The following is a 23931-nucleotide window of genomic DNA, read 5'->3' as shown; positions in this document are numbered from 1 at the left end:
AACGCGCCAAAACAAGCAGCGCGATGGTGCAGGTGCGAGATATGCCCGCATTTTGTGGCTTTCCGGGACTTGGCAAGGGGCAATGCTTGGGCTAACGCGCGCGCTCCCTGTCGCCTGCCGCCCCGACCACGCGGCGCACCCGTGTGCGACAGACCTCGCGGAGAGGTGGCAGAGTGGTCGAATGCGCCGCACTCGAAATGCGGTTTACCGGCAACGGTAACGTGGGTTCGAATCCCACCCTCTCCGCCAGTCTCTCCGTAAGCGCTTAATTTAGTTCAACACGTTATAATTCATGTGTTTTATTGTTCGCTTTTCTACAAAATTTCTGCAAAAGTGGTCTGTAGCAGAGGCAGAATGTAGCGCTTGGAAGGCCATCATTATCTCCATCGGAGAAGTTCGGCATGGGTCTTCCGCCGCCCCGCTCCTTATGGTGTTCGTTCCACTTTCGGCACGTCGGAAGTCCGCATCACCCTCGAAACTGCAAGCCATCAAGGCCCAGCGCGGCTGGGAGTTCTATGAGCGTTCGGCGGCGCATCGCGCTGCCCTGGGTTGTTGTCGGCGCCCAGATTGAGGCCAGCCGCTGAGAGGGGCATACGGTCTTACGCTCAAGCGCCGAACGGGCTTAACCAGAGCACGATGCGATTAGCTCATCGAGTCTGAGGCTGAAGCCCGTATCCGACTCAAGCCAGAGGGGCTCCTCCGCCAAGCGAGACACTGAACATCTAAAGCAGTTTATCGGGCGACGGATCGTGGCGGTGGCGTTCTGCTTTGCCGAATACCCGTTCGAGCCGTTCTGCCATCGTATTCGCCGCAATCCGCGCCGCTGCGTCAACATCGCCCGCCTTGCCTGTCACCCCGATCGGGCGGCCGCTGCGCGGGCGCGCTTCGATGGTGCAATGCTTGTCATCGCCGCCGCCCTTGCGTCCGTTATCATCGCTGACATGGACTTCCAGCCGCGTCAGCCGGTCTTCGAATCGGGCGAGCCGGTGGCGCACCTGCTGTTCGATCCGGGTCGCCACATCCGCTGTTCCCATTACCGAACTATCGGAATTGAACTGGAATTGCATGGTGGTCATCGCGGCTGTCTCCTTGGCTGAGTTGTGGCTTTTGCCACTTCCAACATGGGGAGGAACCTGCGCTTTTTCCAGACCTGCGCGGTCAATTGTCCGAGTAAACTGCCTCTGCCGCCTCAGCTGCGTCGGCGGCTTCTGCGGCGCGTCTTTCCGCGCGCACGGTATCGGCCTTCACCCGTTCTTCTGCGGTTTTGCGCGCCTGTTCAGCCAGCCCGCGCCAGGTCTTTTCCGACCGCAATTCGCGCTCCCGCACATTGTCGAGCGTCGCGCGGTCAGCAAGCGCTGCTGCTTCGTTCGCGCGTTCGCAGTAGAATTCGTAGGTCTGGGCCATCAAGAATATCCTGCCGGGAGATGGGGGAGGCGGTCGTCCGGTTCTGGTCGTCCGCGGGGGCGGGCCGGGAATGGCGGGCGGAGCACCATCGCGCCCCGCCCTGCCGGTATTGTTTAGTCAGCGGCCGAAAGGTTCACAGCGCTTTCTTTGCCGTTACGACCCTGTTCGAGATCGTAGTTGAGGCGCTGGTCCTTATCGAGGCTGTGCATGCCTGCTGCCTGCACGGCAGTGATGTGCACGAAGCTGTCCGACGAGCCATCGTCAGGCTGAATGAAGCCATAGCCCTTGTCGGTGTTGAAAAACTTTACGGTTCCGGTCTTGCTCATAGTCTGTTCCTTTCAAGAACAATCAATTGCCCTTCCGCGACATGCGGGCGGGATAGTGCTTCGTATCGTCCGATGAAAGGAAGTCGTCGTCTGGTTAACGCCGGGGCCGGTGGGGAGCCGCGTGTGCGGGCCCGATGGCAAGCGGCGGAGCGCAAATTTCGAAGTCCGTCGCAAATTTCGACGCCAGCCCCGATGGTGTAGCACGGTTTGCGCCAAACGCCTAATTTGTGGATTCCTTGTGTTCCGCATCGCGTCCGCGATGCGAAATCCTCGCGCCCTTCGGTCGCTGCGGGCGGCCGGTCGGCCTTGCGGTGCCTGCGGCACCGTTTGCGCTGCTTGGCTGCACCTTGGCTGCGCCGTGTAGGAGACACATGTTACACTGTCCAGGAACCGAAAACCGGCCCGGGCGACGGGGTGCCTCAAGACGTGCGAGATAAGGGCGGCTGTGTGCTTCATCCGGGCAGGATGGCCGAGGTCGGAGTGTGTAGGAAAGCGCGCAGTACCATTTACCGCGCCCGCCCCGCTCCAGTTTTCTTGTCGCATCGTTAAAAACCGAAAACCGGTTCCTACTTTTCAGCACGATGCTCTAGACTGGCGCGATGTCACCCATCATCATCCTGATCGACGCCGATGCCTGCCCGGTGAAGGACGAGATTTATCGCGTTGCCGAGCGGTTCAAGCCCCCCCGCCCCGAAGTGCACGTGCGCGTGGTCAGCAACGCCCCCTTCCGCATCCCGGACAGCCCGCGCATCCGGCGGGTGGTGGTCAGCGATAGCTTCGACGCGGCGGATGATTGGATTGCCGAGGCTGCGGATGCGCTGCCCAAAGACACCTGCGTGGTCATCACCGCCGACATCCTGCTGGCCGACCGCTGCCTGAAAGCGGGCGCGCGGGTGCTGAAACACAATGGCGACGAATTCAGCCCCGCCAGCATCGGAGGAGCGATAGCCACCCGAGCAATCATGGCCGACCTGCGCGCCGGGATGGACGGAGTGGGAGGCGGCCCCGCGCCGTTCAGCAAGGCGGACCGCTCGCGGTTCTTGCAGGCGCTGGATAGGGTGCTGGTGGGGTTGGCGCGGGGTTAGGGTGTGGGGACGGTGGAGAGGGGGTGGGTTGTGATAACCTAAGGATCCGCATACACTCATGAGAACATAAAGGATTTAATGTCCCGCATGGAGTCCATAGACGTCCTTCTTGTTCGCCCCATGGTGCTATTGGTCGTGCTTGGCATTGGCGCGGCCATCGGCATAGGTGTTGAACGCCTGACCAATCACTATAACGCGCAGAAGCGCAAAGCGTATTGGCGAAGACGCAATTATGCGAAAGACAAAGCGAAGCTCGTTCCGATAAGCCACAGAGGTCGCGAGCAGGAACCCAGCGCGGATTACGCTGCCGACCAGCTCAAGATTGTGAGTAAAGCCGAATTTGCGCAGCGCCCACTGCTCAATCGTTCTGAAGCCAATGTCTTTACTGCGCTCGACAAAGCCGTGATCGCCCGCAACCCCGGCTGGCAAGTGATGGCACAAGTCAGCCTTGGTGAATTCCTCGCCAGCCCAGACCGAGACGCTTACTTCGCAGTCAACTCAAAGCGGGTCGATTTTGCGCTGATGGACGAAAAATGCTGCGTCCGGCACGCGCTGGAATATCAGGGCAAAGGCCACCATACTGGCACCAGCGCGGCGGCTCGCGACGCAGTAAAGAAAGAGGCGCTACGCAAAGCCGGGATCGGCTATCACGAGGTGGTCGCCGGACACACAACGCCGGGGGAATTGCGGGTGTTGGTGGAGAAGCTGGTGCCTGAAAAATAGGCCGTCGGGGCGTCACCGATCTAGCATTGCACCCAATTCCCACATCAGCAACCGCCCTCCCACCCCCAACCCCTCCCCACGGGGAGGGGAGGAATGCCCCCCCACATTGACACCACCCCCCATCAGGCCCACGCCTCGCGGCGGGCATTTCGCCCGTTAGGAACAGCCGATGGCCAAGGGCCAACAGAAGAAAAGCAAGGAAGCGCGCAAGCCCAAGAAGGATAAGGGGCCGAAGACCAACGCCAGTCAGCCCAGCCAGAAGCCCGGCGGGATCAAGGGGCTGGAGAATATGAAGAACGGCTGACGCAAGCGCGCTAATCCCAGCGCGCTAACCCCAAGGCTCGATCAGCCTGACCTGTCGCGCTTTGCAATTACCGCTCGCGCTGGATCGTCTCGGTCAGCCGGGCCACGGTGATGCCAAACCGGCGGATGCGCATCACGTTGCTGGCGCTTTGGCCGTCGCGGTTGATCGTGATGACCTGGTGGATCCGCAGGTGGTTGTCCATCGTATAGGTCAGCGTCAGGGTATCGCCAGCCAGAGTGCCCGAAAGATCATCGGCGGCGTCGGAAATCGTGCCGCCGAATTGGCCGGGCGATGTTTCGCGCAGGCGCCAGGTGCGGTAGCGTGTCGGCTGGTCGCCGATGGTCACTTCCTGTTCCAGCACCATGTCACCGTTGCGCTGGCGGGTGCCGAAGGTGGAAACGCGGGTGGTCTTGGTGGAAGAAAGGATCTGCTTCAGCGTGCCCTGGCTGGTGGTCCGACCGGTGAAGAACGCCGCCGGGTCGAACCGCGTGGCGGTGGCGGATGCCTGGGCCTGGAACGCCGAAACAGCCAATCCAACCGCCACCATCGCCGCTATAATCCACGCAAGCCCTGCGGCTCTTTGCCCGCTCATGCGCCCGCTTGCTCTTGCAACTTGCATTCGTTCGTTTTCCCTTGTCCCTGACACTAGCCGCCGTGCGCCGGTTACGCCGCCGCGCCGCGCTGCGCCCTGGGCAACAGCACCGCAAACGCCAGCGTCACCAGCAGCAGCGCCGGGACATCGCCCAGCAGATGGCCGCGGTGCATCGGATCGTCCAGCGATTGCACCGCCATGATCGCGGCGTGAACCGCGCTCGACACGGCGACGAACCAGATTAGCGAAACGTGCTTCAGCGGATCGCGCGCGGCGAGGATCATGAACACGCCCAGCGTCGCGTAAACCCCCACGATCATCATGTAATATTGCGAGGCCATCGGCGGGCCTTCGTGCCACGCCCAGCCGGATGGCCAGACGATCGCCAGCGGCCAGATCAGGCAGAACACCACCCCGAAAGCGACCAGCAGGATTTGCAGCAGGCGATAAGCGTTCATGATGTCGATCCCCCAAATGACACAGCCCCATGCGGAGTGTCTGCCGTTTCGCCGGGCCAGTCAATCCAGCGCCGCCAATCGTGGGGGATTGCGATTAGTCGTGCTCGCGCCCGCCTGCGCCAACGTAAAGTTCGCGGCCGCCTTCATTATACTTGCGGCTCATTTCCTCCATGCCTTTGATCGCCGCCTGACGGCTGGCCTCGGCCGTATCCGCGCCCAGTTTCTCCGAGGCGAGGAAGCTTTCGGGGCTTTCGTTCTGCTTGGCGGCGAAATCGCGGACGTCCTGGCTGATCTGCATCGAGCAGAACTTTGGCCCGCACATCGAACAGAAATGGGCTGACTTCGCGCCTTCGGCCGGCAGGGTCTGGTCGTGATATTGCTCGGCAGTTTCGGGGTCGAGGCTGAGGTTGAACTGATCGCGCCAGCGGAATTCGAACCGCGCTTTGCTCAATGCATCGTCGCGCACCTGCGCCGCCGGGTGGCCTTTCGCCAAGTCCGCCGCGTGGGCCGCGAGTTTATAGGTGATCACGCCAACCTTCACATCGTCACGGTCGGGCAGGCCCAGATGTTCCTTGGGCGTGACGTAACACAGCATCGCCGTGCCATACCAACCGATCTGCGCCGCGCCGATGCCGCTGGTGATGTGATCATACCCCGGCGCAATATCGGTGACGAGCGGGCCGAGGGTGTAGAACGGAGCTTCGCCGCACACCTGCAGCTGCTTTTCCATGTTCTCCTTGATCTTGTGCATCGGCACGTGGCCCGGCCCTTCGATCATCACCTGCACATCCTGCGCCCAGGCGCGATGGGTGAGTTCGCCCAGCGTGTAGAGTTCGGAGAATTGCGCTTCGTCGTTCGCATCCGCGATGCTGCCGGGGCGCAACCCATCGCCAAGGCTATAGGCGATGTCGTACGCCTTCATGATTTCGGTGATGTCGTCGAAATGTTCGTAGAGGAAGCTTTCCTTGTGATGGGCGAGGCACCATTTCGCCATGATGCTGCCGCCACGTGATACGATCCCGGTGACGCGCTTGGCCGCCATCGGGACGTAGGCGAGGCGCACGCCAGCGTGGATCGTGAAGTAATCCACGCCTTGCTCGGCCTGTTCGATCAACGTGTCGCGGAAGATTTCCCAGGTCAGCTCCTCGGCCACCCCGCCGACCTTTTCGAGCGCCTGATAGATCGGCACGGTGCCGACGGGCACGGCGGAATTGCGGATGATCCATTCGCGGGTGTCGTGGATGTTGCGCCCGGTGGACAGGTCCATGATCGTATCCGCACCCCAGCGGGTGGCCCATACCATCTTGTCGACTTCGCTTGCCACGTTCGATGCCACGGCAGAATTGCCGATATTGGCGTTGATCTTGACAAGGAAGTTGCGCCCGATCGCCATCGGTTCGGTTTCGGGGTGGTTGATGTTGTTGGGGATGATCGCGCGGCCACGGGCGATTTCATCGCGCACGAATTCCGGCGTGATGATGGTCGGGATTTGTGCGCCCCAGCTTTGCCCGTCGCGCACCAGATCAGCGGCAATTTCGCGGCCGATATTTTCGCGCTCGGCAACATATTCCATCTCGGGCGTGATGATGCCTTGGCACGCGTAGTGCATCTGGCTGACGTTCATGCCCGCACGCGCGCGCAGCGGGCGTTTGACCGGGTGGGGGAACTGCGGGACGCCGCCGCTGCGGTCGGGGCCGAGTTGGCCGTTATCCTCAGGCTTGATCTCGCGCCCGTCGTAAGCCTCAACATCGCCGCGCGCCATGATCCAGTCACGGCGCAGTTGCGGCAGGCCGGCGTTGATGTCGATGGCGGCATCGGGATCGGTATAGGGGCCGGAGGTGTCGTAAACCCGCACCGAAGGCTCCCCGCCCTCAAGGTCAATCTCACGCATGGCAACGCGGATGCCAGAGCCAGTGCGCGCGCCGACGTAAATCTTGCGGCTGCCGCGGATCGGCCCGGTGGTGACGCCTATTTCTACCGGTGAATTGATGTCGGCCATGTCTGCTCTCTCCTCAAAGCGGATGGAGCGCGGACTTGTGGCGATCAGACCAGCCCGCTCCCTCCGCCGATATTAATCGGTTCAGGTTCGACGGGTCGCAGGGCGTGACACCTGCCTCTCAGCTCACACGAGCTCCCCGGGGATGGCTATGGTTAGATCAGATCGGGAGGGGAATCCAGCCCCATCCGCAGGGTCAGGCCTCTAGGGTCAGGCGTTGACCAGACCCAGCTGCACCCCGAACTTGCGGTAATGCTGGCTGCCGATGTCGGCGGTGTTGGCGGCGCGGCGTTCCTCGATGGGTTGTTCGCGCACAGCGGCCAGACGGCGGCCGTAGTAATCTTCGAAATCATCCACGCCCATGCCCAGAATGACGCGGTTCATGTAATTGAACAGCGCCGTCACCTTGTTGGCATCGGCCACCGTGCGCTCATCCCAGCCCGCCGCAAGGATCGCGGCAATATCGGCGTCGGTCACTTGTGCGGGGTGCAGCGTCAGCTTGCCCGCATAGGCCAGCACCGGGCGCAGGCGGTCATCAATCGGCGCGCTGGCCAGGTCATCGATCAGCGCGGGGCAGACTTCGGGGGCATAGCCATAGCTTTCGGCATAGACCCGGTGCGCGTTGTAGCAGAAATGGCATTGGTTAAGCGCCGAGACATAGGCGGCGATCAGTTCACGCTCACCAATCGAAAGCGGGCTTTCACCGCGCAGCACGACATCGTGGAAATCCAGCATCGGTTCCCACGCCAGCGGAAACGCCTTCATCACGTCGGTCAGATTGGTGCGGCGCGGCAGGGAAGGCAGAAACGACATCGGGGGTATCCTTTGATCGGGGGAAACGCCGCCCGCCCATAGCCGACGACGCGGGATCGCGCAGCCCGTTTATTTCAGCGTCGATTGCAACAGCGCGGCAATCGTGGCGTGATCGGACGCGGCGACCACCCGCCCGGTTTCAGTGCGGCCTTTGAACGCGATCAGCGTGCTTTGGCGCGGCACATTCAGCTTGCGCCGTTCGGCTTTCTGGGTGTCATAATTCAGCCGCAGCACCAGCAGCCGGTCATAGGCCGGATCGGCGGTAATCGCGGTAATCTGCTTGTGCTGCACCCGGCACACCGAACACCAATCGGCATAGACATCAACCAGCACCGGGCGGCCCTGCGCCTGCGCCTTGGCCAGAACCTGTTCGTCAAATTTCTGCACCTGCGCGGCGGCGGCAGGCATGGCCATCAGGCCCAGCGCCAGCGCCGCCAGCAGTGCCGCGATCACGCGCGCGATCATGCCGGTATTCCCCGGCTGCATAGCCACATTACTCATCGATAATCTCCCCGCCCGGACGCATCGCGAAAAAGGCGAAGGCAAAGGTCACATCGTGCGGGATATCGACCAATCCGCCTTCGGATTTGCGCTGCACCACCACATTGCCAACATCGCGTCCGCGCGAAATGTCGCGCGTGTCGACTGCGGAGTTCTGCCCCGCCGTCCACGTCAGCACGATATCGCCATCTTCGATCCGGCCCTGACGTGACAGGCTGCGCAGGCTCCATGCCTTGTCTCCCACCGCCACCACCCGCGCCATCGGTTCAATATCCTGCGGCAGATCGCCTTCAAAAAACGGATAGGGGCGATTGCGCCCGTCATAATTTTCGTAAGGGTTGAAATAGACCTGCGTCATTTCGACAGCGGGCAGCAGGATCTGGCCGCCGGGGAAGCGTGATTTGAACAGCGTCAGCGATTCGACCCGCGATGGCAGCATCGTCAATTCGCGGCCCGCATATTCGCCAATCAACCCGCCGCCGACAAATTGCTGCCACCATGTTTCGGTCTGCCGGTCATACATCACCATGTCCGAAAAGCGCAGTTTGCCGGTCGTCCCGAAATCCAGAACCCGGCCATCAAACCGCCGATCAAACACCACCGCGCTATCGCAGAGCGGGCAGTAGGTGACGGTGACTGGCAGGCCGCCAATCACATCATTGACGATTTCGTGGCGAATCAGAATGCGCAGCGGATAGGCGCGCGCTTCGCCGTTATGGCTGAAGCTGATGACCGGTTCCTTGGGGCCAAGCTCCATCGGATAGCGGGCATTGACCGGGGCGAACTGCGGGTTGTCAATCGAACGGATGCCGTCCTTGCCCGGCCCGCCTTCGCTCACTTCGTCAAAGGGGATGATCGACTTGCTAAAATCAGTCGAAAATTCGCTTGTCCACCGCGACGGCGGGCGTTGGGCGCTGACCAGCACGGGCTGCGCGCTGGCGGTATCGTTCGAACTGGCGGTCTGGTTGGCACCAACCACAGCAAGGCTGGTGAGTCCCAAACTGACGATGGCAACAACCGGGGCGAGCACAATCAGGCGTGGATGTTTCATACCCTGCGGGTTCGCGGCAAACCCGCAGCAGGTTACAGTTTGGCAGTTACTCGATCACCCGCCCGCGCACCATCACGAAACCAACCTTCTCCAGCACGGTCACATCGGCCAGCGGGTTGCCATCCACCGCGATAATATCAGCGGAATAGCCGGGGGCGATCCGACCGATCTCGGTTTCCATACCCAGCACCTTGGCCGCGCCGGTGGTGGCGCTGGCCAGTGCCTCGCGGTTCGACATGCCCTGCTTTGTCATCAATGCGAATTCTTCAGCATTGCGGCCATGCTGGAACACGCCCGCATCAGTGCCGAACACCACGGTCACACCAAATTGCCGCGCGCGGCTGACGAGCGAGGCCATCAGCGGCTGCACGGCGCGAATCTTGTTTTCAACCACGGGGGTATAGACGCCCTTGCCCAGCCCTTCGGACACGCCTTCCAACGCCATCAGCGTCGGCACCAGCACCGTGCCATTGGCCTTCATCGCGCGCGCCGCCGCTTCATCAAGATAGGTGCCATGTTCGATCGAATCGATCCCGGCTTCGGCGGCCTGCTGGATGCCGCGCGCGCCGTGGGCATGGGCCATCACCTTCAATCCGAGCGAGTGGGCGGTATCGGCAATCGCCTTCATTTCTTCTGGCGTGAAATGCGCTTCCAACCCGCGCCCCTGCTGGCTCAGCACCCCGCCGGTGGCGGTGATTTTGATCACGTCCGATCCGTTCTGGCTGGCCAGCCGCACCTTGGCCGCGCATTCGATGGCCCCGGTGCAGGTGAAACCGCTGTCGAGCAGTTCATTCACTTCCGGGCGGAAGCCGTTGACATCGGCATGGCCGCCGATGATCGCCAGCGCCGGGCCAGCGGCAATGATCCGCGGGCCCGGAACCAACCCTTCGGCGGTGCCACGCCGCAAGGCAAAGGCGGTTTCGGTGGCGCTGCCCGCTTCGCGCACGGTGGTGAAGCCTGCGCGCACCGTTACCAGCGCATTCTTTGCGCCGACGACCACGCCCCATTCATCAGGCTCGGTCGCTTCCTTCCAGAAATCGCCGCCCGGATCGCCGGTCAGGTGGGTGTGCAGATCAATCAGGCCGGGCAGCACGGTCTTGGCGGAAAGGTCGATCTCGCGGTCGGCGCTCACCGCTCCATGTCCCGGCGTGATCGACACGACCTTGCCATCGGTGACGATGATCGTCGCCGGGCCGCTCGGCTCGCTCGCGGCGTCGGCCAGCACGCTGCCCGCGCGGATCGCCACGGTTTCCGCGGCCACAGGCGCGGCCAGTGCCGCCGCCAGCACGGCCACACCGGCCATGCGCTTACCAAGCTTTGCTGTCATGAAACGCCTCTTCCCTCGAATGTTCTTGCGTTGCGCGGTGATGCGCCGAGTGGTGCGGCAAGGCAAGCCCCCGTTCCACGCGCAACATTGCCGTCGGGCGCGCCCTCGCCTAGGGCCGCAGGGCATGGCCAATTCACCGCAACCCCCGCAAATCAACGCTGGAACGCCGCATGATGTGATCATCGTCGGCGGCGGGTTGGCGGGCGGGCTGATCGCGCTGGCGCTGCACCGCCATGCGCCGGGGTGCCGGTTTGCGCTAGTCGAGGCCGGGCGCAGCCTTGGCGGGCACCACCGCTGGAGCTGGTTTGCCACCGATCTTGGGGCGCAGGCGCAGGGGTTGATGGCGGGCTTCGCGCTCAACGCTTGGGATGAAGGCTATGACATCACCTTTCCCGCCTTGGCCCGCACCTTACCGACAGCTTACCGCTCGCTCGCCAGCGCGGAGTTTCATGCCAAGCTGATTGCCGAATTGCCTGCTGACCGCGTGATGCTGGGCACCAAGGCGGCCAGCCTTGATGCGGGCGGGGTGACGCTGGCCGATGGCACGCGGCTGGCGGCCAAGCGCGTGATCGATTGCCGCGCGTTCCGTTCTTCCGCGCAGCTGGCAGGCGGCTGGCAGGTGTTCCTTGGCCAGCAATTGCGCTGCGACAAACCCCACGGCCTGACCCGCCCCGTCATCATGGACGCCAGCGTCGATCAGGTCGCGCCCTATGGCAACGGCGCGGCCTATCGCTTTGTCTATGTCCTGCCGCTATCGCCCACCGAGGTGTTCGTGGAAGACACCTACTACGCCGACGAACCGCGCATGGACGCCGAGGTGCTGAAAGGCCGCGTGGCCGACTACGCCCATCGCAACGGGTGGAAGGGCGAGGTGGTGGATCAGGAAGCTGGCATCCTGCCAGTGATTTCGGGCGGAGATTTCAACGCCGCGCTGGCCGAAGTGGCGATCCCCGGCGTGGCGCTGGCAGGCGCGCGCGGCGGATTTTCGCACCCGCTTACCAGTTACACTCTGCCGTTTGCGGTCGATAATGCGCTCGCCATCGCGCAGGTGATCGCCGCGCGGCCCGCGCTGACGGGCGAGGAACTGGCCGCCTTCTGCCATCGCCGGGCCAAACGCCACTGGCGCGCCACCGCCTATTACCGGATGCTCAGCCGGATGCTGTTCGAGGCTGCCGAGCCCAACAAGCGCGTCGTGGTGTTCGAACATTTCTACGCGCTGCAAGGCGCATTGGTCGAACGCTTCTATGCCGGACTTTCCACCTGGCCCGATCGGCTACGCATCCTCACCGGCAAGCCTCCCGTAGCTATCGGACGCGCCGTTCGTGCGCTATTTTCCTCAGGGAAACCTTTAGACACCAAGCCTTTGAAAATGGAGACCCCGGCATGAGCGCCGATGTGAAGCTCAATCTCGCGGATACCCCCGGTGCCAAGGGCATCCATCCCGCCCTTGCCGAACGTTACGCCGGCCGCACCGCCTGCGTGATCGGCGCAGGCTTTGGCGGCATGGCGCTGGCGATCCGGCTGCAATCGGCGGGCATCGCCACCACCGTGATCGAAGGCCGCGACAAGCCCGGCGGGCGCGCCTATTTCTGGGAGCGCGAAGGCTTCACCTTTGACGGCGGGCCGACGGTCATCACCGATCCGCCCTGCCTTGAAGAATTGTGGCAGCTGACCGGCCACGACATCGCCGAAGATGTCGAGTTGATGAAGGTCATGCCGTTCTACCGCCTCAACTGGCCAGACGGCACCAACTTCGAATATTCGAACGACGAAGACAGCCTCAACGCCGAAATCGCGAAGCTCAATCCGGCGGACGTGGCCGGATACGCCCGCTTCCTCGAATATTCGGCGCGGGTGTATGAAGAAGGCTATCTGAAACTCGGCACCAAACCGTTCCTCGATTTCAAATCGATGCTGAAAGCCGCGCCCGCGCTGATCAAGGAACAGGCGTGGCGTTCGGTCTTTTCGATGGTGTCGCGCTATATCGAACACCCCAAGCTGCGCGAAGCCTTCAGCTTCCATTCGCTGCTGGTGGGCGGCAACCCGATGAACACATCATCGATCTATGCCCTGATCCACAAGCTGGAGAAAGACGGCGGCGTATGGTGGGCGCGCGGCGGCACCAACCGGCTGATCGCCGGCATGGTGCGCCATTTCGAACGGCTCGGCGGCACAATGCGCATCGGCGATCCGGTGGTGCAGGTGCACACGCTCGGCACCAAGGCAACCGAAGTGGAAACGGCAGGCGGGTTCCGTCAGCGGTTCGATGCGGTGGCGAGCAACGCCGACATCATGCATTCCTACAAAGACCTGCTGTCGGGCAGCGAGCGCGGCAAGCGGATGGCCAAATCGCTGAACCGCAAGAGTTTCAGCCCCTCGCTGTTTGTGGTGCATTTCGGGCTGGAGGGCACCTGGCCCGGTATCCCGCACCACATGATCCTGTTCGCCAAGCGTTACAAAGGCCTGCTCGACGATATCTACAAACACGGCGTGGTGCCCGAAGATTTCGCGATCTACCTGCACCACCCGACCGTCACCGATCCGAGCATGGCGCCCGAAGGCAAAAGCACCTTCTACGCGCTCGTCCCCGTCAGCCACATGGGCAAGATGCCGCTCGATTGGGACGAAGTCGGGCCGAAGCTGGAAACAATGATCCTGGATGAACTGGGCCGCCGGTTGATCCCCGACATCCACGACCGGATCGTGACCAAATTCAGCTATGCACCCAAGGATTTCAAACAGGATCTGAACGCCCACATGGGCAGCGCCTTCAGCCTTGAACCGGTGCTGTGGCAAAGCGCCTACCTGCGCGGCCACAACCGCGATGATGTGATCGACAATTACTACCTTGTCGGCGCAGGCACCCACCCGGGCGCAGGCATTCCCGGCGTGGTCGGCAGCGCCAAGGCAACGGCGGGATTGATGCTGGAAGACTTGGCGAAGGTGGGCGCGTGAATCCTCCCCTTCAGGGGAGGGGGACCATGCGCAGCATGGTGGAGGGGCGAGCGATAATCAGAGGTCAAAGTGACACTGTGAAACTCGCCCGCAAACTCCGCGCCGAAATGACTCCGCCGGAAGTCGCCCTCTGGCAAGCACTGCGCAAGCGTCCCGGAGGCCACAAGTTCCGCCGCCAGCACCCGGCAGGGCCTTACGTCATCGATTTCTTTTGCACCAAGGCACGGTTGGCGATCGAAGTTGATGGAAAGGCGCATGATAGTGCTTCAGTAATCGCCAAGGATGCGGTTCGCTCGGCGTTTTTGAGGCAGCAGGGCATCGCCACAACGCGCATTCCGGCGAAACTTGTGCTTGAAGATATCGAGGCTGTGGTTCAGCGGCTGGTGCAAATCTGTGATGAGAGAATTGAACGCATGACCTGCTCGCCCCTCCACCAGACTGCGTCTGGTCCCCCTCCCCTTGCAGGGGAGGAACGCGCATGAAACGACTTGCGATCTATTGCGGTTCGGCCTCGCCCGCAGACCCGCGCTATGTGCAATTGGCCTATGATGTCGGCGCGCAATTGGCCGCGCGCGGGATCGGGTTGGTCTATGGCGGCGGCAGGCTGGGTCTGATGGGCGCGGTCGCCAAGGGCGCGAAGGACGCAGGCGGCGAGGTCATCGGCATCATCCCCGAAGCGCTGGTGCGCGCCGAGGTTGCCAATCACGATTGCGATGAATTGATCAGCGTATCAGGCATGCATGAACGCAAGCAGAAATTCACCGATCTGTCGGATGGCTTCATCACCCTGCCCGGCGGGGTCGGCACGATGGACGAGCTGTGGGAGGCGATGAGCTGGTCGCAGCTGGGCTATCACTCCGATCCGGTCGGCGTGCTCAACGCCTTTGGCTTCTATGACGATCTGCTGGCTTTCAACGCGAAAATGGCGGCGGTCGGGTTTGTCCGGCCCGCGCACCAGAACATCCTGATCGCGGCGGATACGATCACCGAACTGCTCGCCAAGATGGCCGATTATCAGCCGCACACCCCGATCTTCCGCATGAAGGCCGAGGAGCTGTAATGTTCCCCGAAGTGCGCATCCCCGCGCAGGCGGGGACCTCCCGCCACATTGCACGAGGTCCCCGCCTACGCGGGGATGCACATAATTGGAAATGACGGTCGCCCCCGCCAAACGCGCCGCGCTGGTCGAACACGCACGGCTGGCGATCAAGGTGGGATCGCAAAGCTTTTCCGCCGCCGCACGCCTGTTCGACCGCGAAACGCGCGAGCGGGCGTGGCTGCTTTACGCATGGTGCCGCCGGTGTGATGATATTGCCGATAATCAGGAAATGGGCGGAGTGCTGGGCGACCAGTCCGATCTGGGCGCGCGGCTTGCCCATATCCGCAGGCTTACCGCGTTGGCCTTTGCGGGTAAGCCGACAGGCGATCCGGGGTTTGATGCGTTTGGCTTGGTGGCGCGCGAGGTAGGCCTCACCCCGCAAATGGCCGAGGATGTGATCGCCGGGTTTCAGCTGGATGCGGAAGATTGGCGCCCGCGCACCGAGGCCGATATGCTGCGCTATTGCTACCACGTGGCGGGCGCGGTCGGCGTAATGATGGCGGTGGTGATGGGGGTTGACCCGAGGGATCAGGAAACGCTCGACCGGGCGAATGATCTGGGGCTGGCGTTCCAGCTATCCAACATCGCCCGCGATATCGTTGAAGATGACGCGGCGGGGCGGTGTTATCTGCCGATCGAATGGCTGGTGCAGCAGGACATTGAACCCGGTCAGCACACCAAACCGCACCACCGCAAGGAGCTGGCCGCGATGGCCGCGCGGCTGGTGGCTTTGGTGGAGAAACACGAGGCGGCGGCGCGGGTGGGCGCGGCGAAACTCCCCTTCCGCAGCCGCTGGGCGGTGCTGTCCGCCGCGCGCATTTACGGCGCGATTGGCCGCAAGGTGCGGGCGCGCGGGCCGGAGGCGTGGAACAGCCGCACCTATGTGCCGCGCGCGGAAAAGGCGCTGTATGGCGTGCGCGCGTTCCTATCGGCGGTGATCAACCGCGAGAAGGTGCCCAAGGGCGGGATCGACTGGGGCATCGCGGATTTTCGGCCCGCCACTCCCTCCCCGTCGCCCCGGACTTGATCCGGGGTCCCGCTTTTTTCGAGGTGGGAAAAGAAGTGGGGTCCCGGGTCAAGCCCGGGAAGACTATAGTCGGAGTGGTTTTCTTTCGTCGAAACCTAGACTAACCCCATCCCCATGATCACCAAACTCCTGATCGCCAATCGCGGCGAGATTGCCTGCCGTATCATCCGCACCGCGCGCAGCATGGGCGTGGCCACGGTCGCGGTCTATTCCGATGCCGATGCCAAGGCGCTGCACGTGCGCCAAGCTGATGAGGCGGTGCATATCGGCCCCTCGCCCGCTGCGGAATCCTATCTCGTTGGCGAAAAGATCATCGCCGCTGCCAAGCAAACCGGGGCGGACGCGATCCATCCGGGCTATGGCTTCCTCTCCGAGAACGCCGACTTCGCGCAGGCCGTGATCGACGCTGGCCTCATCTGGGTCGGCCCCAAGCCTGCCAGCATCCGCGCGATGGGCCTCAAAGACGCGGCCAAGACGCTGATGATGGCGGCGGGCGTTCCCGTCACTCCCGGCTATCTCGGCGCGGATCAATCGGTGGAGCGGTTGACCAAGGAGGCCGAGGCGATCGGTTATCCCGTGCTGATCAAAGCGGTCGCGGGCGGCGGCGGCAAGGGGATGCGCAAGGTCGATGACCCGGCTGATTTCGCCGCGTCGCTGGAATCCTGCCGCCGCGAGGCCAAGGCCAGCTTCGGCAATGACGAGGTATTGCTCGAAAAGTGGATCACCTCGCCCCGCCATATCGAGGTGCAGGTGTTCGGCGATGCCCACGGCAACGTCGTCCACCTGTTCGAGCGCGACTGCTCGCTCCAGCGCCGTCACCAAAAAGTGATCGAGGAAGCCCCCGCCCCCGGTATGGACCCCGCCACCCGCGAGGCGATCTGCGCCGCCGCCGTGCGCGCGGCGAAAGCGGTCGATTACGAGGGCGCAGGCACGATCGAATTCATCGCCGATGCGAGCGACGGCCTGCGCGCCGACCGCATTTTCTTCATGGAGATGAACACCCGCCTTCAGGTGGAACACCCCGTCACCGAGGAAATCACCGGGGTCGATCTGGTGGAGTGGCAATTGAGGGTCGCGAGCGGTGAGCCGTTGCCCAAGCGGCAGGACGAGCTGTCGATCAACGGCCACGCCATCGAGGCGCGGCTCTATGCGGAAGACCCGGCGAAGGGTTTTTTGCCGAGCACGGGGCGGCTGGAACACTTCCATCTGTGCGATTACGGGCCCAGTGACCGGATCGAAACAGGCGTCGAAGAAGGCGACGCCATCAGCCCGAATTATGATCCCATGATTGCGAAGCTCGTCACCCATGCAGCAAGTCGCGAGGATGCGATTGATAACCTCAAACAGGTCATCGGCCGCAGTTGGACTTGGCCAGTGGTATCGAACGGCTCCTTCCTGTTCGAATGCCTCGATCATTCGGCATTCCGCGAAGGAAGGCTCTCGACCGGCTTCATTGAAGAACACGCCGATGAACTCAAATCGCTCGATCTGCCGCCTCAGGCGCTGATCGACGATGCAGCAAGCGAACTCGCCACGGACTTCGCAATAGAGGCCTTCGGGGGAACATACTTCGCGGTCCGGAACAAGCCGATGGGGTTTCGGCTGAACCAACCGCCACGCAAGATTGCAGCTGTCAACGTCGGGGGGACGACGCTTCCCGCCAATCTCGATGCAGTCTGGGTAGACCTGCCGAATGGTTCAGACGCACATGACAGCCTGACGGCCAGCAAGGTGATCTACCCCGAACACGCATTGGTGGTCGCCCGTGGTCGCACATTCATGCTGTCGCTTCGCCACGACGGCACCGGCCAAGCCTCTGCCGCCGATGGCGCAATCGTCGCGCCGATGCCGGGCAAGGTCATCGCGGTCGATGTTGCCGAGGGGCAGGCCGTCACCGCCGGGCAGCGACTCTTGGTGCTCGAGGCGATGAAGATGGAACACGCCCTCACCGCGCCGTTCGACGGGGTGGTCGAGGGGCTGGCGGTCAGCGCGGGCGGGCAGGTGCAGGTTGAAGCGGTGTTGTGCCGCGTGGTGCCTGCTTCTTCCGAAACGTAACCCGTCACCCCAGCGCAAGCTGGGATGACGATGGAGAGTTTTGGGTCCCTCCCACTTTTCGTCATTGCGAGCGACAGCGAAGCAATCCAGAGCGGTTTGCGTTGGACTCTGGATTGCCGCGTCGCCTGCGGCTCCTCGCAATGACGGGATGAGGGAGAGGGAATGACCTGGGCCAAGGAACTCGAAGAACTGCGCGCCCGCGAGGCGCTGGCCGAGCAGATGGGCGGCGCGGACAAGGTTGCGCGGCAGCACGGGCGCGGCAAGATGGACGCCCGCGCGCGGCTCGCGGCTTTGTGCGACGAAGGCTCCTTCCGCGAGATCGGCAAGATTGCCGGTTCCGCCAAGTATGACGCCAACGGCGATCTTCAAGGCGTCACCCCCGCCCCCTTCCTGTTCGGCAAGGCGCTGATCAATGGCCGCCCGGTGGTCGCCACCGCCGACGATTTCACCATTCGCGGCGGCGCGGCAGACGCTGGCATCGCGCGCAAGATGGTGCAGGCCGAGATGATGGCGCACGAATTGCGGCTGCCGATCATCCGCATGATCGACGGCACCGGCGGCGGTGGCAGCGTCAAGACGCTCGAACAGATCGGCTCGACCTATATCCCCGCGGTGCCTGGCTGGGGCGATGTGGTGACGAACCTCGACACCGTGCCGGTCGTGGCGCTCGCATTGGGGCCGACTGCAGGCCTCGGCGCGGCGCGGGTGGTGGCGAGCCATTATTCGATCATGGTGCGCGGGCTTTCGCAATTGTTCGCTGCTGGCCCGGCGGTGGTCGATGGGTTGGGAGAGGGCTACAAGGGCGCGACCGATCACCAACAGGCCAAGGAAGAGCTTGGCGGGGTCGACATCCACACTCGCAACGGGGTGGTTGATGACGAGGTGGGATCCGAGGCCGAAGCCTTCGCCCGTGCGCGGCATTTCCTCAGCTTCATGCCCGAATATGTCGGGCAACCCGCCCGCCGTGCCGCCTGTGATGATCCCGCCGACCGGCGCGAGGAAGCGTTGCTCAGCCTTGTCCCGCGCGATCCCAAACAGGTCTATTCGATGCGCCGCTGTCTCGACATGGTGCTCGATAAAGGCACCCTGTTCGAAATAGGCAAGCACTGGGGCCGCGCAGCGATCACCGCGCTCGCGCGGCTCGATGGCTGGCCGGTGGCGGTGGTGGCGAGCGATCCCAGCTATCTCGGCGGATCGTGGGAGGCCAAGACCAGCGAGAAGGTCGAACGCTTCGTCAAACTCGCCGACCAGTTCCGGCTCCCCATCGTCCACTTGGTCGACAACCCCGGCTTCATGATCGGGCGCGAGGCGGAAATGGCGGGGACGATCCGTTACGGCGTCAATGCCATGAACGCGATCTACCGCGCCACCGTGCCGCTCGCCAGCATCGTCCTGCGCCGCGCCTATGGCATTGCGGGCAGCGCGATGAGCAATGCGGAAGCGTATCAATACCGCTACTGCTGGCCGAGCGGCGATTGGGGGAGCCTGCCCATCGCGGGCGGGCTGGAGGTGGCCTACAAGGCCGAACTGGAAGCCGCCGACGATCCGCAAGCCTTGCTGGAGGAAATCCGCGAACGGCTGGCCAAAGTCACCTCGCCCTTCCGCAGCGCCGAACGCTTCAATGTCGAGGACATCATCGACCCCCGCGACACGCGCCCGCTATTGTGCGAATTTGCCGGGCTGGCGTGGAGGCGGTTGGGGGCGGAGTAACCCTCCCCGGCGCGGGGAGGTGACAGCGCGCAAGCGCTGACGGAGGGGAGTCTCAGCGAAAGGCGGCGCTTGCGGTGAGTCCCCTCCACCATGCTGCGCATGGTCCCCCTCCCCCAAGGGGGAGGATTACCTTCCCATCCCCGCCTCGGCATCGGACGGCCCGAACAGCTTGCCCTTTTCGCTCAGCAACACCAGCACCAGACAGGTCAGCCCGCTCGCCAACAGCGCCAGCGCCAGCGGGCGCGCGGTGCCATCGAAGGCATAACCAATCGCCCCGCCCAGCAGCGCCGCCATGGTCATGCGCACGAACCCATGGGCGGAACTTGCCGCGCCCGCGATGGCAAAAAACGGGTTCATCGCAATCGCGCCGAAATTGCTGCCGATAAAGCCGAGCAGCGCCATGTTGATCGCCATCAGCGGGACGAAGTGCCACAGCTGCTCGCCCGGCTGGAACGCGAAGATCACCTGCACGATGCTCACCGCGATAAAGGCAAACAACGCCGTGTGGCTCACCCGCCGCGCGCCGAACCTTTCGACGATGCGCGAATTTGACCAGCTCGCCAACGCCATTGATCCCGCGCAGATGCCAAACACCAGCGGGAAAATGTCACCCGCGCCAAAGGTCTGGGTGATCAATTGCTGCGAGGAATTGATGAAGCCGAACAAGGCCCCGAACACCAGCGCACTGCCGAAGACATAGCCAACCACGCTCGGCATCGCGAGCGCACTGGTCATATTGACCGCAATCGTGCGCGGGCGGATCGGCTGGCGGTTTTCCGGGGCAAGGCTTTCGGGCAGGCGAAAATACACCCAGCCCGACATGCCCACGCCCGCCGCCGCCATCACACCAAAGATCGCACGCCAATCGGCAACCATCAGGATTACTTCGCCGATCGACGGCGCAATCGCCGGAACCATCAGGAAGATGACGAAGATCACGCTCATCATCCGGGCCATCTTGTCGCCGCCCACGCGGTCACGGATGATCGCGGGCGGCAGCGCAATGATCCCGGCGGCGAAAAACCCCTGCGCCGCGCGCACACCGATCAACGCATCGTAAGTCGGCGCAATCGCACTGGCGAGCGAGAGCACGATATAGACCGCAATCGCCCCCAGCAGGATCGGCCGCCGCCCGAAGCGGTCGGCCAGCGCGCCCGGCACCAGCGCGCCCATCCCGGCGGTAAGCAGATACACCCCGATCACGAATTGCCGGTCATTGCCTGCAACCGCAAGGTCAGCCGCCAGCGCATCCAGTGCGGGCAGGATCGCATCGATGCCAAAGGCGTTGAGCGCCATCAGCATCGCCATCATCCACAACAGCTCGCGTTCGCCCAAGGGCTTATGACGCGCCGTGTGGGCGGGGGATGAAGGGGCGGGCGGCGTAGCCATGCGGTGGCCTTTGCCAAGAGGTTTGCCCGAAGGCCACAGTTCTTTTCGCATATGCACAAAATGAGGCGCTGGGTGAAAATTTCCAGCAACAGTTCCTTCGCAGCGATGAAGGTTCTATTCTGGGTTGATGGAAACTGATCCGCCTGCACCCCAAGGCGACGCAGACGCGCCCGATGATCAGCCGGGCCTGCGCAAGATCATCCACGTCGATATGGACGCCTTCTTCGCGAGCGTTGAACAGCGCGACAATCCGGAATTGCGGGGGCTGCCGGTGGCGGTTGGTGGGGCCGGCGGGCGCGGGGTGGTGGCGGCGGCCAGTTACGAAGCGCGAAAGTTCGGGGTGAGAAGCGCGATGCCGTCTGTCACCGCGCAGCGCCTGTGCCCCGATCTCATTTTCGTGCGCCCGCGCTTTGATGCTTACAAGGAAGCCAGCCGCCAGATCCGCCGGGTGTTTGAACATTACACGCCCGTCATCGAACCGCTGAGTCTGGATGAGGCCTATCTCGACGTCACCGATGATCGATTGGGCATCGGCAGCGCCACCCGCATCGCCATGCTGATCCGGCAGGAAATCCGCGCCAAGACCGGCCTGACCGCCAGCGCGGGGGTAAGCTACAACAAGTTCCTCGCCAAAATTGCCAGCGATCAGAACAAGCCCGATGGGCTGTGCGTGATCCGCCCGGGCGAAGGCGCGGCGTTTGTGGCGGGCTTGCCGATCCGGCGGTTCCACGGGGTCGGGCCGAAGGCGGAGGCAAAGATGCAGGCGCTCGGCATTGCCACCGGGGCGGATGTGGCGGGCAAGGACATCGCGTTTCTGCGGACGCATTTCGGCAGCATGGCCGATTACCTCTACCGCGCCGCACGCGGCATCGACCTGCGCGCCGTCGCCGCGCACCGCGTGCGCAAATCGGTCGGCGGGGAACGGACGTTCAGCGAGGATATCGGCAGCGGCGCGGCTTTGCGCGAAACGCTGGAGAATATCATCGCCATCGTGTGGGAACGCATCGAGGCATCGCAAGCGCGTGGGCGCACTGTCACGCTCAAACTGAAATTCAGCGATTTTCGCACCATGACCCGCGCTGCGTCCGTGCCGCATTGGGTTTCCGGCCGGGAGGAGTTTGCCGCCCTCGCCCGCGGTCTGCTGGCGGCGGAATTGCCGCTGCCTCAGCCGATCCGGCTGATGGGGTTGACGCTCGGCAATCTTGAAGGGGCAGATGAGAGCAAAGCGCCGCGCGACGATGCGCAATTGCGGCTGATTTAGCTGCGTTCCCCCATCCCCCGCGCGCGCCACGCCTCAATCCGGGCGCGGGTAATGCGGCCCAGCGGTTCGGGCAGCGAATGCGACGGGAAGAACCGCGCCTCGATAATCTCGCGGCGATCGGGTTTGGGCCGCTGATCACAGGTCGCGGCGAACAGGTGCGCGGTGTGCGGCGCGCCCGAAATGACCTCCTCGATCACCCCGATGGCTTCAATCCGGGCCAGTGTGATGCCGATTTCTTCGCACACCTCGCGTTGCGCTGCGGCAAGCGGGTTTTCCCCTGACTTGAGGCCCCCACCGGGCAGCCCCCACACTTCCGGGCCATAGGAATGTTTGAGCAACAGCACATCACCGTTCAGATTGGTGATGATGACGCTGACCCCCGCAATCGGCTCCTTGCGCAAGCGCCGCCAATAATGCCTGACAAGGTGCGCCAGTGGCAGCAGGGCGCGGTGCAGCGGAGCGGGAAGGACATGGGGCATCATGCAAACACAGTAATAGGAATATCGCCGCGTTCCTGCGCGCCGCGCAGCAGCCGTGCGATTGGCAAATCATGCTCGCCGCGCAGTGCCGCGTCAAACACCGCGCGCTTATCCGCCGCCCCGCCAAGGGTGAACACAATCGCGTCGGTATCCAGCAGCGCAGGAATGGTCAGCGTGATCCGGTCAAACGGCGCATTTGCGGGCAGCGGGTCAGGCGTCAGGCGGCGAATGGCCAGCGGATCATCACGCTGCGGGTTGGTGTTGGGGAACAGCGAGGCGATGTGACCATCCGCCCCCATGCCCAGCCATGTCAGCGCGAAATGCGGCGGCACGGCATCCTCAGCCAAGGCGGCGATGTGTGCACCGGCGGGTTCGATCAGCGCGCGGATCTTTCCGGTGTTCGATGCTTCGTGATCCTCCGGCACGATCCGGTCGTCATTCGGCCAGACCGACAACCCCGCCCAATCGATGCTGTCCGCATGGTGTGCGATCAGGTCAGCGAGGATCGGGAACGGGGTCGATCCGCCGGGAATCGTGATTGCGGGCGTTGATCCGGCGGTGCCAAGATAGCGTGCCAGCCAATCGGCAATCGCGCGCGTATCGGAATTTGCGATGATGGTGATGTTGGGCATGGGCCTGCATATAGCAAAAGGGCTGCTCCCGGATAACCGGAAACAGCCCGCTTGTAGCAATCGGCCGCGATTACGCCAGTAACGCCTTGAGGAACCACACCTGCTGTTCGGCCATCAGCGCCGCCGCGCATTGGGATGCACAAGATAATCACCCGCAATAATCGTATAAAGCGATCACAATGGCACGAAACGAGCGTTCAAACCGATCAATAGCGCCGCAACAATCAGGCCAGAGGCCAGCCCCAGCCGTAACGGGCGCAGCGGCCAGCGCGCCAGCCCAGCCGTCCCCACGCCCCAGCCCAGCGCCACCGCCGCCGCACCGCCCAGCGCGCCGCCCAACCCGGTGGCGGCAGGCAGATTGGCCCACGCCGCCAGTGCAAACACCACGAAGCGCGCACCATCCCCAATCTGACGCGCCAGCAGCACGATGGCGATGGCGCCGAGCGAACGGGTGGGTTCTTGCGGCGGCTTCATCCGCACCGGCCAGGCGAGTTCCAGCGCGGCCAGACCCAGCGCAAAGGCGACCAGCATCTGCGCTGCGCGGCGCGGCAGCAGCGCGGCAAACTCTGCGCCGACCCATGCCATCACCGCCGCACTGATCGTCGCCGTCATGACACCGATCACCAGCAAGGGCGCACTGCGCTCCAACGCATCGGCCAGTTGCGCAACCAACCATTGATCGCGCCCGCCCAGCGCCAGCGCGAACACCAGCAACAGCGCGAGCAGAAAGCCGTCCATGGCCTA

The 23931-nt window shown here is 63.4% G+C and carries 26 protein-coding genes, 1 tRNA gene and 1 riboswitch; of the genes, 13 read left to right on the top strand and 14 right to left on the bottom strand.

Going from position 1 to position 23931, the window contains the following annotated elements; translation table 11 throughout:
- The first annotated feature begins 159 nt into the window (after positions 1–159).
- Both ACSSV3_RS14245 and ACSSV3_RS14240 read left to right on the top strand, forming a co-directional pair.
- Positions 160–249 (top strand) — tRNA-Ser (locus tag ACSSV3_RS14245).
- A 114-nt stretch (positions 250–363) separates the two neighbouring features.
- Positions 364–519 (top strand): DUF6538 domain-containing protein, encoded by a 156-nt coding sequence (locus tag ACSSV3_RS14240; protein ID WP_354326974.1) that lies wholly within the window; start codon positions 364–366, stop codon positions 517–519.
- A 203-nt stretch (positions 520–722) separates the two neighbouring features.
- Here ACSSV3_RS14240 and ACSSV3_RS14235 read toward each other — a convergent pair whose 3' ends face one another.
- The 3 genes from ACSSV3_RS14235 to ACSSV3_RS14225 form a co-directional block, all read right to left on the bottom strand.
- Positions 723–1076, bottom strand: a complete 354-nt coding sequence (locus tag ACSSV3_RS14235; protein WP_354326975.1) for an HPF/RaiA family ribosome-associated protein — start codon at positions 1074–1076, stop codon at positions 723–725.
- 82 nt (positions 1077–1158) lie between these two features.
- Positions 1159–1404 carry a hypothetical protein gene (locus ACSSV3_RS14230; RefSeq protein ID WP_354326976.1) on the bottom strand — a complete coding sequence of 82 codons (246 nt, stop codon included), beginning with the start codon at positions 1402–1404 and terminating at the stop codon, positions 1159–1161.
- A 113-nt stretch (positions 1405–1517) separates the two neighbouring features.
- A complete protein-coding gene (locus ACSSV3_RS14225) occupies positions 1518–1730 on the bottom strand; it encodes a cold-shock protein (protein WP_067407366.1) in 213 nt (70 codons plus the stop codon).
- Positions 1731–2329: 599 nt separating this feature from the next.
- On the opposite strand from ACSSV3_RS14225, the gene ACSSV3_RS14220 reads away from it, so the two are divergent.
- From ACSSV3_RS14220 to ACSSV3_RS14210, 3 genes are all read left to right on the top strand, one after another.
- Positions 2330–2815 (top strand): YaiI/YqxD family protein, encoded by a 486-nt coding sequence (locus ACSSV3_RS14220; RefSeq protein ID WP_354326977.1) that lies wholly within the window; start codon positions 2330–2332, stop codon positions 2813–2815.
- Positions 2816–2902: 87 nt separating this feature from the next.
- Complete coding sequence (locus ACSSV3_RS14215; protein WP_354326978.1) at positions 2903–3538, top strand: DUF2726 domain-containing protein; 636 nt, start codon at positions 2903–2905, stop codon at positions 3536–3538.
- 169 nt (positions 3539–3707) lie between these two features.
- Positions 3708–3842, top strand: a complete 135-nt coding sequence (locus tag ACSSV3_RS14210) for a hypothetical protein (protein WP_354326979.1) — start codon at positions 3708–3710, stop codon at positions 3840–3842.
- A 67-nt stretch (positions 3843–3909) separates the two neighbouring features.
- On the opposite strand, the gene ACSSV3_RS14205 is transcribed toward ACSSV3_RS14210, so the two are convergent.
- The 7 genes from ACSSV3_RS14205 to ACSSV3_RS14175 form a co-directional block, all read right to left on the bottom strand.
- The gene (locus ACSSV3_RS14205) at positions 3910–4434 is read right to left on the bottom strand and encodes a DUF3833 family protein (protein WP_354326980.1); all 525 of its coding nucleotides are present in this window, start codon (positions 4432–4434) and stop codon (positions 3910–3912) included.
- Between the two features lie 71 nt (positions 4435–4505).
- Positions 4506–4892, bottom strand: coding sequence for a DUF6632 domain-containing protein (locus ACSSV3_RS14200; protein ID WP_354326982.1), 387 nt, complete (start codon positions 4890–4892; stop codon positions 4506–4508).
- Between the two features lie 94 nt (positions 4893–4986).
- Positions 4987–6891 carry a phosphomethylpyrimidine synthase ThiC gene (gene thiC / locus ACSSV3_RS14195; protein ID WP_354326984.1) on the bottom strand — a complete coding sequence of 635 codons (1905 nt, stop codon included), beginning with the start codon at positions 6889–6891 and terminating at the stop codon, positions 4987–4989.
- A gap of 41 nt (positions 6892–6932) precedes the next feature.
- A riboswitch (TPP riboswitch) is annotated at positions 6933–7040 on the bottom strand.
- 58 nt (positions 7041–7098) lie between these two features.
- Entirely contained in the window at positions 7099–7701 is a 603-nt protein-coding gene (locus ACSSV3_RS14190; protein WP_354326986.1) for a carboxymuconolactone decarboxylase family protein, read from the bottom strand.
- Positions 7702–7770: 69 nt separating this feature from the next.
- Positions 7771–8202 (bottom strand): thioredoxin family protein, encoded by a 432-nt coding sequence (locus tag ACSSV3_RS14185; protein WP_354326988.1) that lies wholly within the window; start codon positions 8200–8202, stop codon positions 7771–7773.
- The gene (locus tag ACSSV3_RS14180) at positions 8195–9253 is read right to left on the bottom strand and encodes a DUF3179 domain-containing protein (RefSeq protein ID WP_354326991.1); all 1059 of its coding nucleotides are present in this window, start codon (positions 9251–9253) and stop codon (positions 8195–8197) included. Before ACSSV3_RS14180 ends, ACSSV3_RS14185 begins: the two co-directional genes overlap by 8 nt.
- A gap of 46 nt (positions 9254–9299) precedes the next feature.
- Positions 9300–10580, bottom strand: coding sequence for a metal-dependent hydrolase family protein (locus ACSSV3_RS14175; protein WP_354326993.1), 1281 nt, complete (start codon positions 10578–10580; stop codon positions 9300–9302).
- A gap of 124 nt (positions 10581–10704) precedes the next feature.
- On the opposite strand from ACSSV3_RS14175, the gene crtY reads away from it, so the two are divergent.
- The 7 genes from crtY (at position 10705) to ACSSV3_RS14140 (ending at position 19426) form a co-directional block, all read left to right on the top strand.
- Positions 10705–11967, top strand: a complete 1263-nt coding sequence (crtY, locus tag ACSSV3_RS14170; protein ID WP_354326995.1) for a lycopene beta-cyclase CrtY — start codon at positions 10705–10707, stop codon at positions 11965–11967.
- Entirely contained in the window at positions 11964–13535 is a 1572-nt protein-coding gene (locus ACSSV3_RS14165; RefSeq protein ID WP_354326996.1) for a phytoene desaturase, read from the top strand. The genes crtY and ACSSV3_RS14165 overlap by 4 nt, the downstream gene beginning before the upstream one ends.
- Positions 13536–13561: 26 nt before the next feature.
- Positions 13562–14017, top strand: coding sequence for an endonuclease domain-containing protein (locus ACSSV3_RS14160; protein ID WP_354326998.1), 456 nt, complete (start codon positions 13562–13564; stop codon positions 14015–14017).
- Positions 14014–14595, top strand: coding sequence for an LOG family protein (locus ACSSV3_RS14155; protein WP_354326999.1), 582 nt, complete (start codon positions 14014–14016; stop codon positions 14593–14595). Before ACSSV3_RS14160 ends, ACSSV3_RS14155 begins: the two co-directional genes overlap by 4 nt.
- Before the next feature lie 91 nt (positions 14596–14686).
- Positions 14687–15661: a phytoene/squalene synthase family protein gene (locus tag ACSSV3_RS14150; protein ID WP_354327002.1), complete on the top strand. Its 975-nt coding sequence runs from the start codon at positions 14687–14689 to the stop codon at positions 15659–15661.
- 114 nt (positions 15662–15775) lie between these two features.
- Entirely contained in the window at positions 15776–17716 is a 1941-nt protein-coding gene (locus ACSSV3_RS14145) for an acetyl/propionyl/methylcrotonyl-CoA carboxylase subunit alpha (protein ID WP_354327003.1), read from the top strand.
- Between the two features lie 162 nt (positions 17717–17878).
- Positions 17879–19426, top strand: a complete 1548-nt coding sequence (locus ACSSV3_RS14140) for an acyl-CoA carboxylase subunit beta (protein ID WP_354327005.1) — start codon at positions 17879–17881, stop codon at positions 19424–19426.
- A gap of 126 nt (positions 19427–19552) precedes the next feature.
- On the opposite strand, the gene ACSSV3_RS14135 is transcribed toward ACSSV3_RS14140, so the two are convergent.
- Positions 19553–20815 (bottom strand): multidrug effflux MFS transporter, encoded by a 1263-nt coding sequence (locus ACSSV3_RS14135; protein ID WP_354327007.1) that lies wholly within the window; start codon positions 20813–20815, stop codon positions 19553–19555.
- A 127-nt stretch (positions 20816–20942) separates the two neighbouring features.
- Here ACSSV3_RS14135 and dinB point away from each other — a divergent pair, with 127 nt between their 5' ends.
- The gene (dinB, locus tag ACSSV3_RS14130; RefSeq protein ID WP_354327009.1) at positions 20943–22076 is read left to right on the top strand and encodes a DNA polymerase IV; all 1134 of its coding nucleotides are present in this window, start codon (positions 20943–20945) and stop codon (positions 22074–22076) included.
- Here the strand turns inward: dinB and ACSSV3_RS14125 are convergent.
- The 3 genes from ACSSV3_RS14125 to ACSSV3_RS14115 form a co-directional block, all read right to left on the bottom strand.
- The gene (locus ACSSV3_RS14125) at positions 22073–22558 is read right to left on the bottom strand and encodes an NUDIX hydrolase (RefSeq protein ID WP_354327011.1); all 486 of its coding nucleotides are present in this window, start codon (positions 22556–22558) and stop codon (positions 22073–22075) included. The two genes, dinB and ACSSV3_RS14125, sit on opposite strands and share 4 nt — an antisense overlap.
- Complete coding sequence (locus tag ACSSV3_RS14120; RefSeq protein ID WP_354327014.1) at positions 22555–23187, bottom strand: 6-phosphogluconolactonase; 633 nt, start codon at positions 23185–23187, stop codon at positions 22555–22557. The genes ACSSV3_RS14125 and ACSSV3_RS14120 overlap by 4 nt, the downstream gene beginning before the upstream one ends.
- Positions 23188–23361: 174 nt before the next feature.
- The gene (locus ACSSV3_RS14115; RefSeq protein ID WP_354327016.1) at positions 23362–23925 is read right to left on the bottom strand and encodes a hypothetical protein; all 564 of its coding nucleotides are present in this window, start codon (positions 23923–23925) and stop codon (positions 23362–23364) included.
- Positions 23926–23931 lie beyond the last annotated feature (6 nt).

The sequence above is a fragment of the Porphyrobacter sp. MBR-49 genome (assembly GCF_053628655.1).
The sequence above is the reverse complement of the archived record's forward strand: the minus strand, read 5'-3'. Positions and strand labels throughout refer to the sequence as shown.

Coding starts and splice junctions, on each gene's coding strand:
- ACSSV3_RS14235 (WP_354326975.1), bottom strand. CDS start 1,076: ATGACCACCATGCAATTCCAGTTCAATTCCGATAGTTCGGTAATGGGA.
- ACSSV3_RS14230 (WP_354326976.1), bottom strand. CDS start 1,404: ATGGCCCAGACCTACGAATTCTACTGCGAACGCGCGAACGAAGCAGCA.
- ACSSV3_RS14225 (WP_067407366.1), bottom strand. CDS start 1,730: ATGAGCAAGACCGGAACCGTAAAGTTTTTCAACACCGACAAGGGCTAT.
- ACSSV3_RS14220 (WP_354326977.1), top strand. CDS start 2,330: ATGTCACCCATCATCATCCTGATCGACGCCGATGCCTGCCCGGTGAAG.
- ACSSV3_RS14215 (WP_354326978.1), top strand. CDS start 2,903: ATGGAGTCCATAGACGTCCTTCTTGTTCGCCCCATGGTGCTATTGGTC.
- ACSSV3_RS14210 (WP_354326979.1), top strand. CDS start 3,708: ATGGCCAAGGGCCAACAGAAGAAAAGCAAGGAAGCGCGCAAGCCCAAG.
- ACSSV3_RS14205 (WP_354326980.1), bottom strand. CDS start 4,434: ATGAGCGGGCAAAGAGCCGCAGGGCTTGCGTGGATTATAGCGGCGATG.
- ACSSV3_RS14200 (WP_354326982.1), bottom strand. CDS start 4,892: ATGAACGCTTATCGCCTGCTGCAAATCCTGCTGGTCGCTTTCGGGGTG.
- thiC (WP_354326984.1), bottom strand. CDS start 6,891: ATGGCCGACATCAATTCACCGGTAGAAATAGGCGTCACCACCGGGCCG.
- ACSSV3_RS14190 (WP_354326986.1), bottom strand. CDS start 7,701: ATGTCGTTTCTGCCTTCCCTGCCGCGCCGCACCAATCTGACCGACGTG.
- ACSSV3_RS14185 (WP_354326988.1), bottom strand. CDS start 8,202: ATGAGTAATGTGGCTATGCAGCCGGGGAATACCGGCATGATCGCGCGC.
- ACSSV3_RS14180 (WP_354326991.1), bottom strand. CDS start 9,253: ATGAAACATCCACGCCTGATTGTGCTCGCCCCGGTTGTTGCCATCGTC.
- ACSSV3_RS14175 (WP_354326993.1), bottom strand. CDS start 10,580: ATGACAGCAAAGCTTGGTAAGCGCATGGCCGGTGTGGCCGTGCTGGCG.
- crtY (WP_354326995.1), top strand. CDS start 10,705: ATGGCCAATTCACCGCAACCCCCGCAAATCAACGCTGGAACGCCGCAT.
- ACSSV3_RS14165 (WP_354326996.1), top strand. CDS start 11,964: ATGAGCGCCGATGTGAAGCTCAATCTCGCGGATACCCCCGGTGCCAAG.
- ACSSV3_RS14160 (WP_354326998.1), top strand. CDS start 13,562: ATGCGCAGCATGGTGGAGGGGCGAGCGATAATCAGAGGTCAAAGTGAC.
- ACSSV3_RS14155 (WP_354326999.1), top strand. CDS start 14,014: ATGAAACGACTTGCGATCTATTGCGGTTCGGCCTCGCCCGCAGACCCG.
- ACSSV3_RS14150 (WP_354327002.1), top strand. CDS start 14,687: ATGACGGTCGCCCCCGCCAAACGCGCCGCGCTGGTCGAACACGCACGG.
- ACSSV3_RS14145 (WP_354327003.1), top strand. CDS start 15,776: ATGATCACCAAACTCCTGATCGCCAATCGCGGCGAGATTGCCTGCCGT.
- ACSSV3_RS14140 (WP_354327005.1), top strand. CDS start 17,879: ATGACCTGGGCCAAGGAACTCGAAGAACTGCGCGCCCGCGAGGCGCTG.
- ACSSV3_RS14135 (WP_354327007.1), bottom strand. CDS start 20,815: ATGGCTACGCCGCCCGCCCCTTCATCCCCCGCCCACACGGCGCGTCAT.
- dinB (WP_354327009.1), top strand. CDS start 20,943: ATGGAAACTGATCCGCCTGCACCCCAAGGCGACGCAGACGCGCCCGAT.
- ACSSV3_RS14125 (WP_354327011.1), bottom strand. CDS start 22,558: ATGATGCCCCATGTCCTTCCCGCTCCGCTGCACCGCGCCCTGCTGCCA.
- ACSSV3_RS14120 (WP_354327014.1), bottom strand. CDS start 23,187: ATGCCCAACATCACCATCATCGCAAATTCCGATACGCGCGCGATTGCC.
- ACSSV3_RS14115 (WP_354327016.1), bottom strand. CDS start 23,925: ATGGACGGCTTTCTGCTCGCGCTGTTGCTGGTGTTCGCGCTGGCGCTG.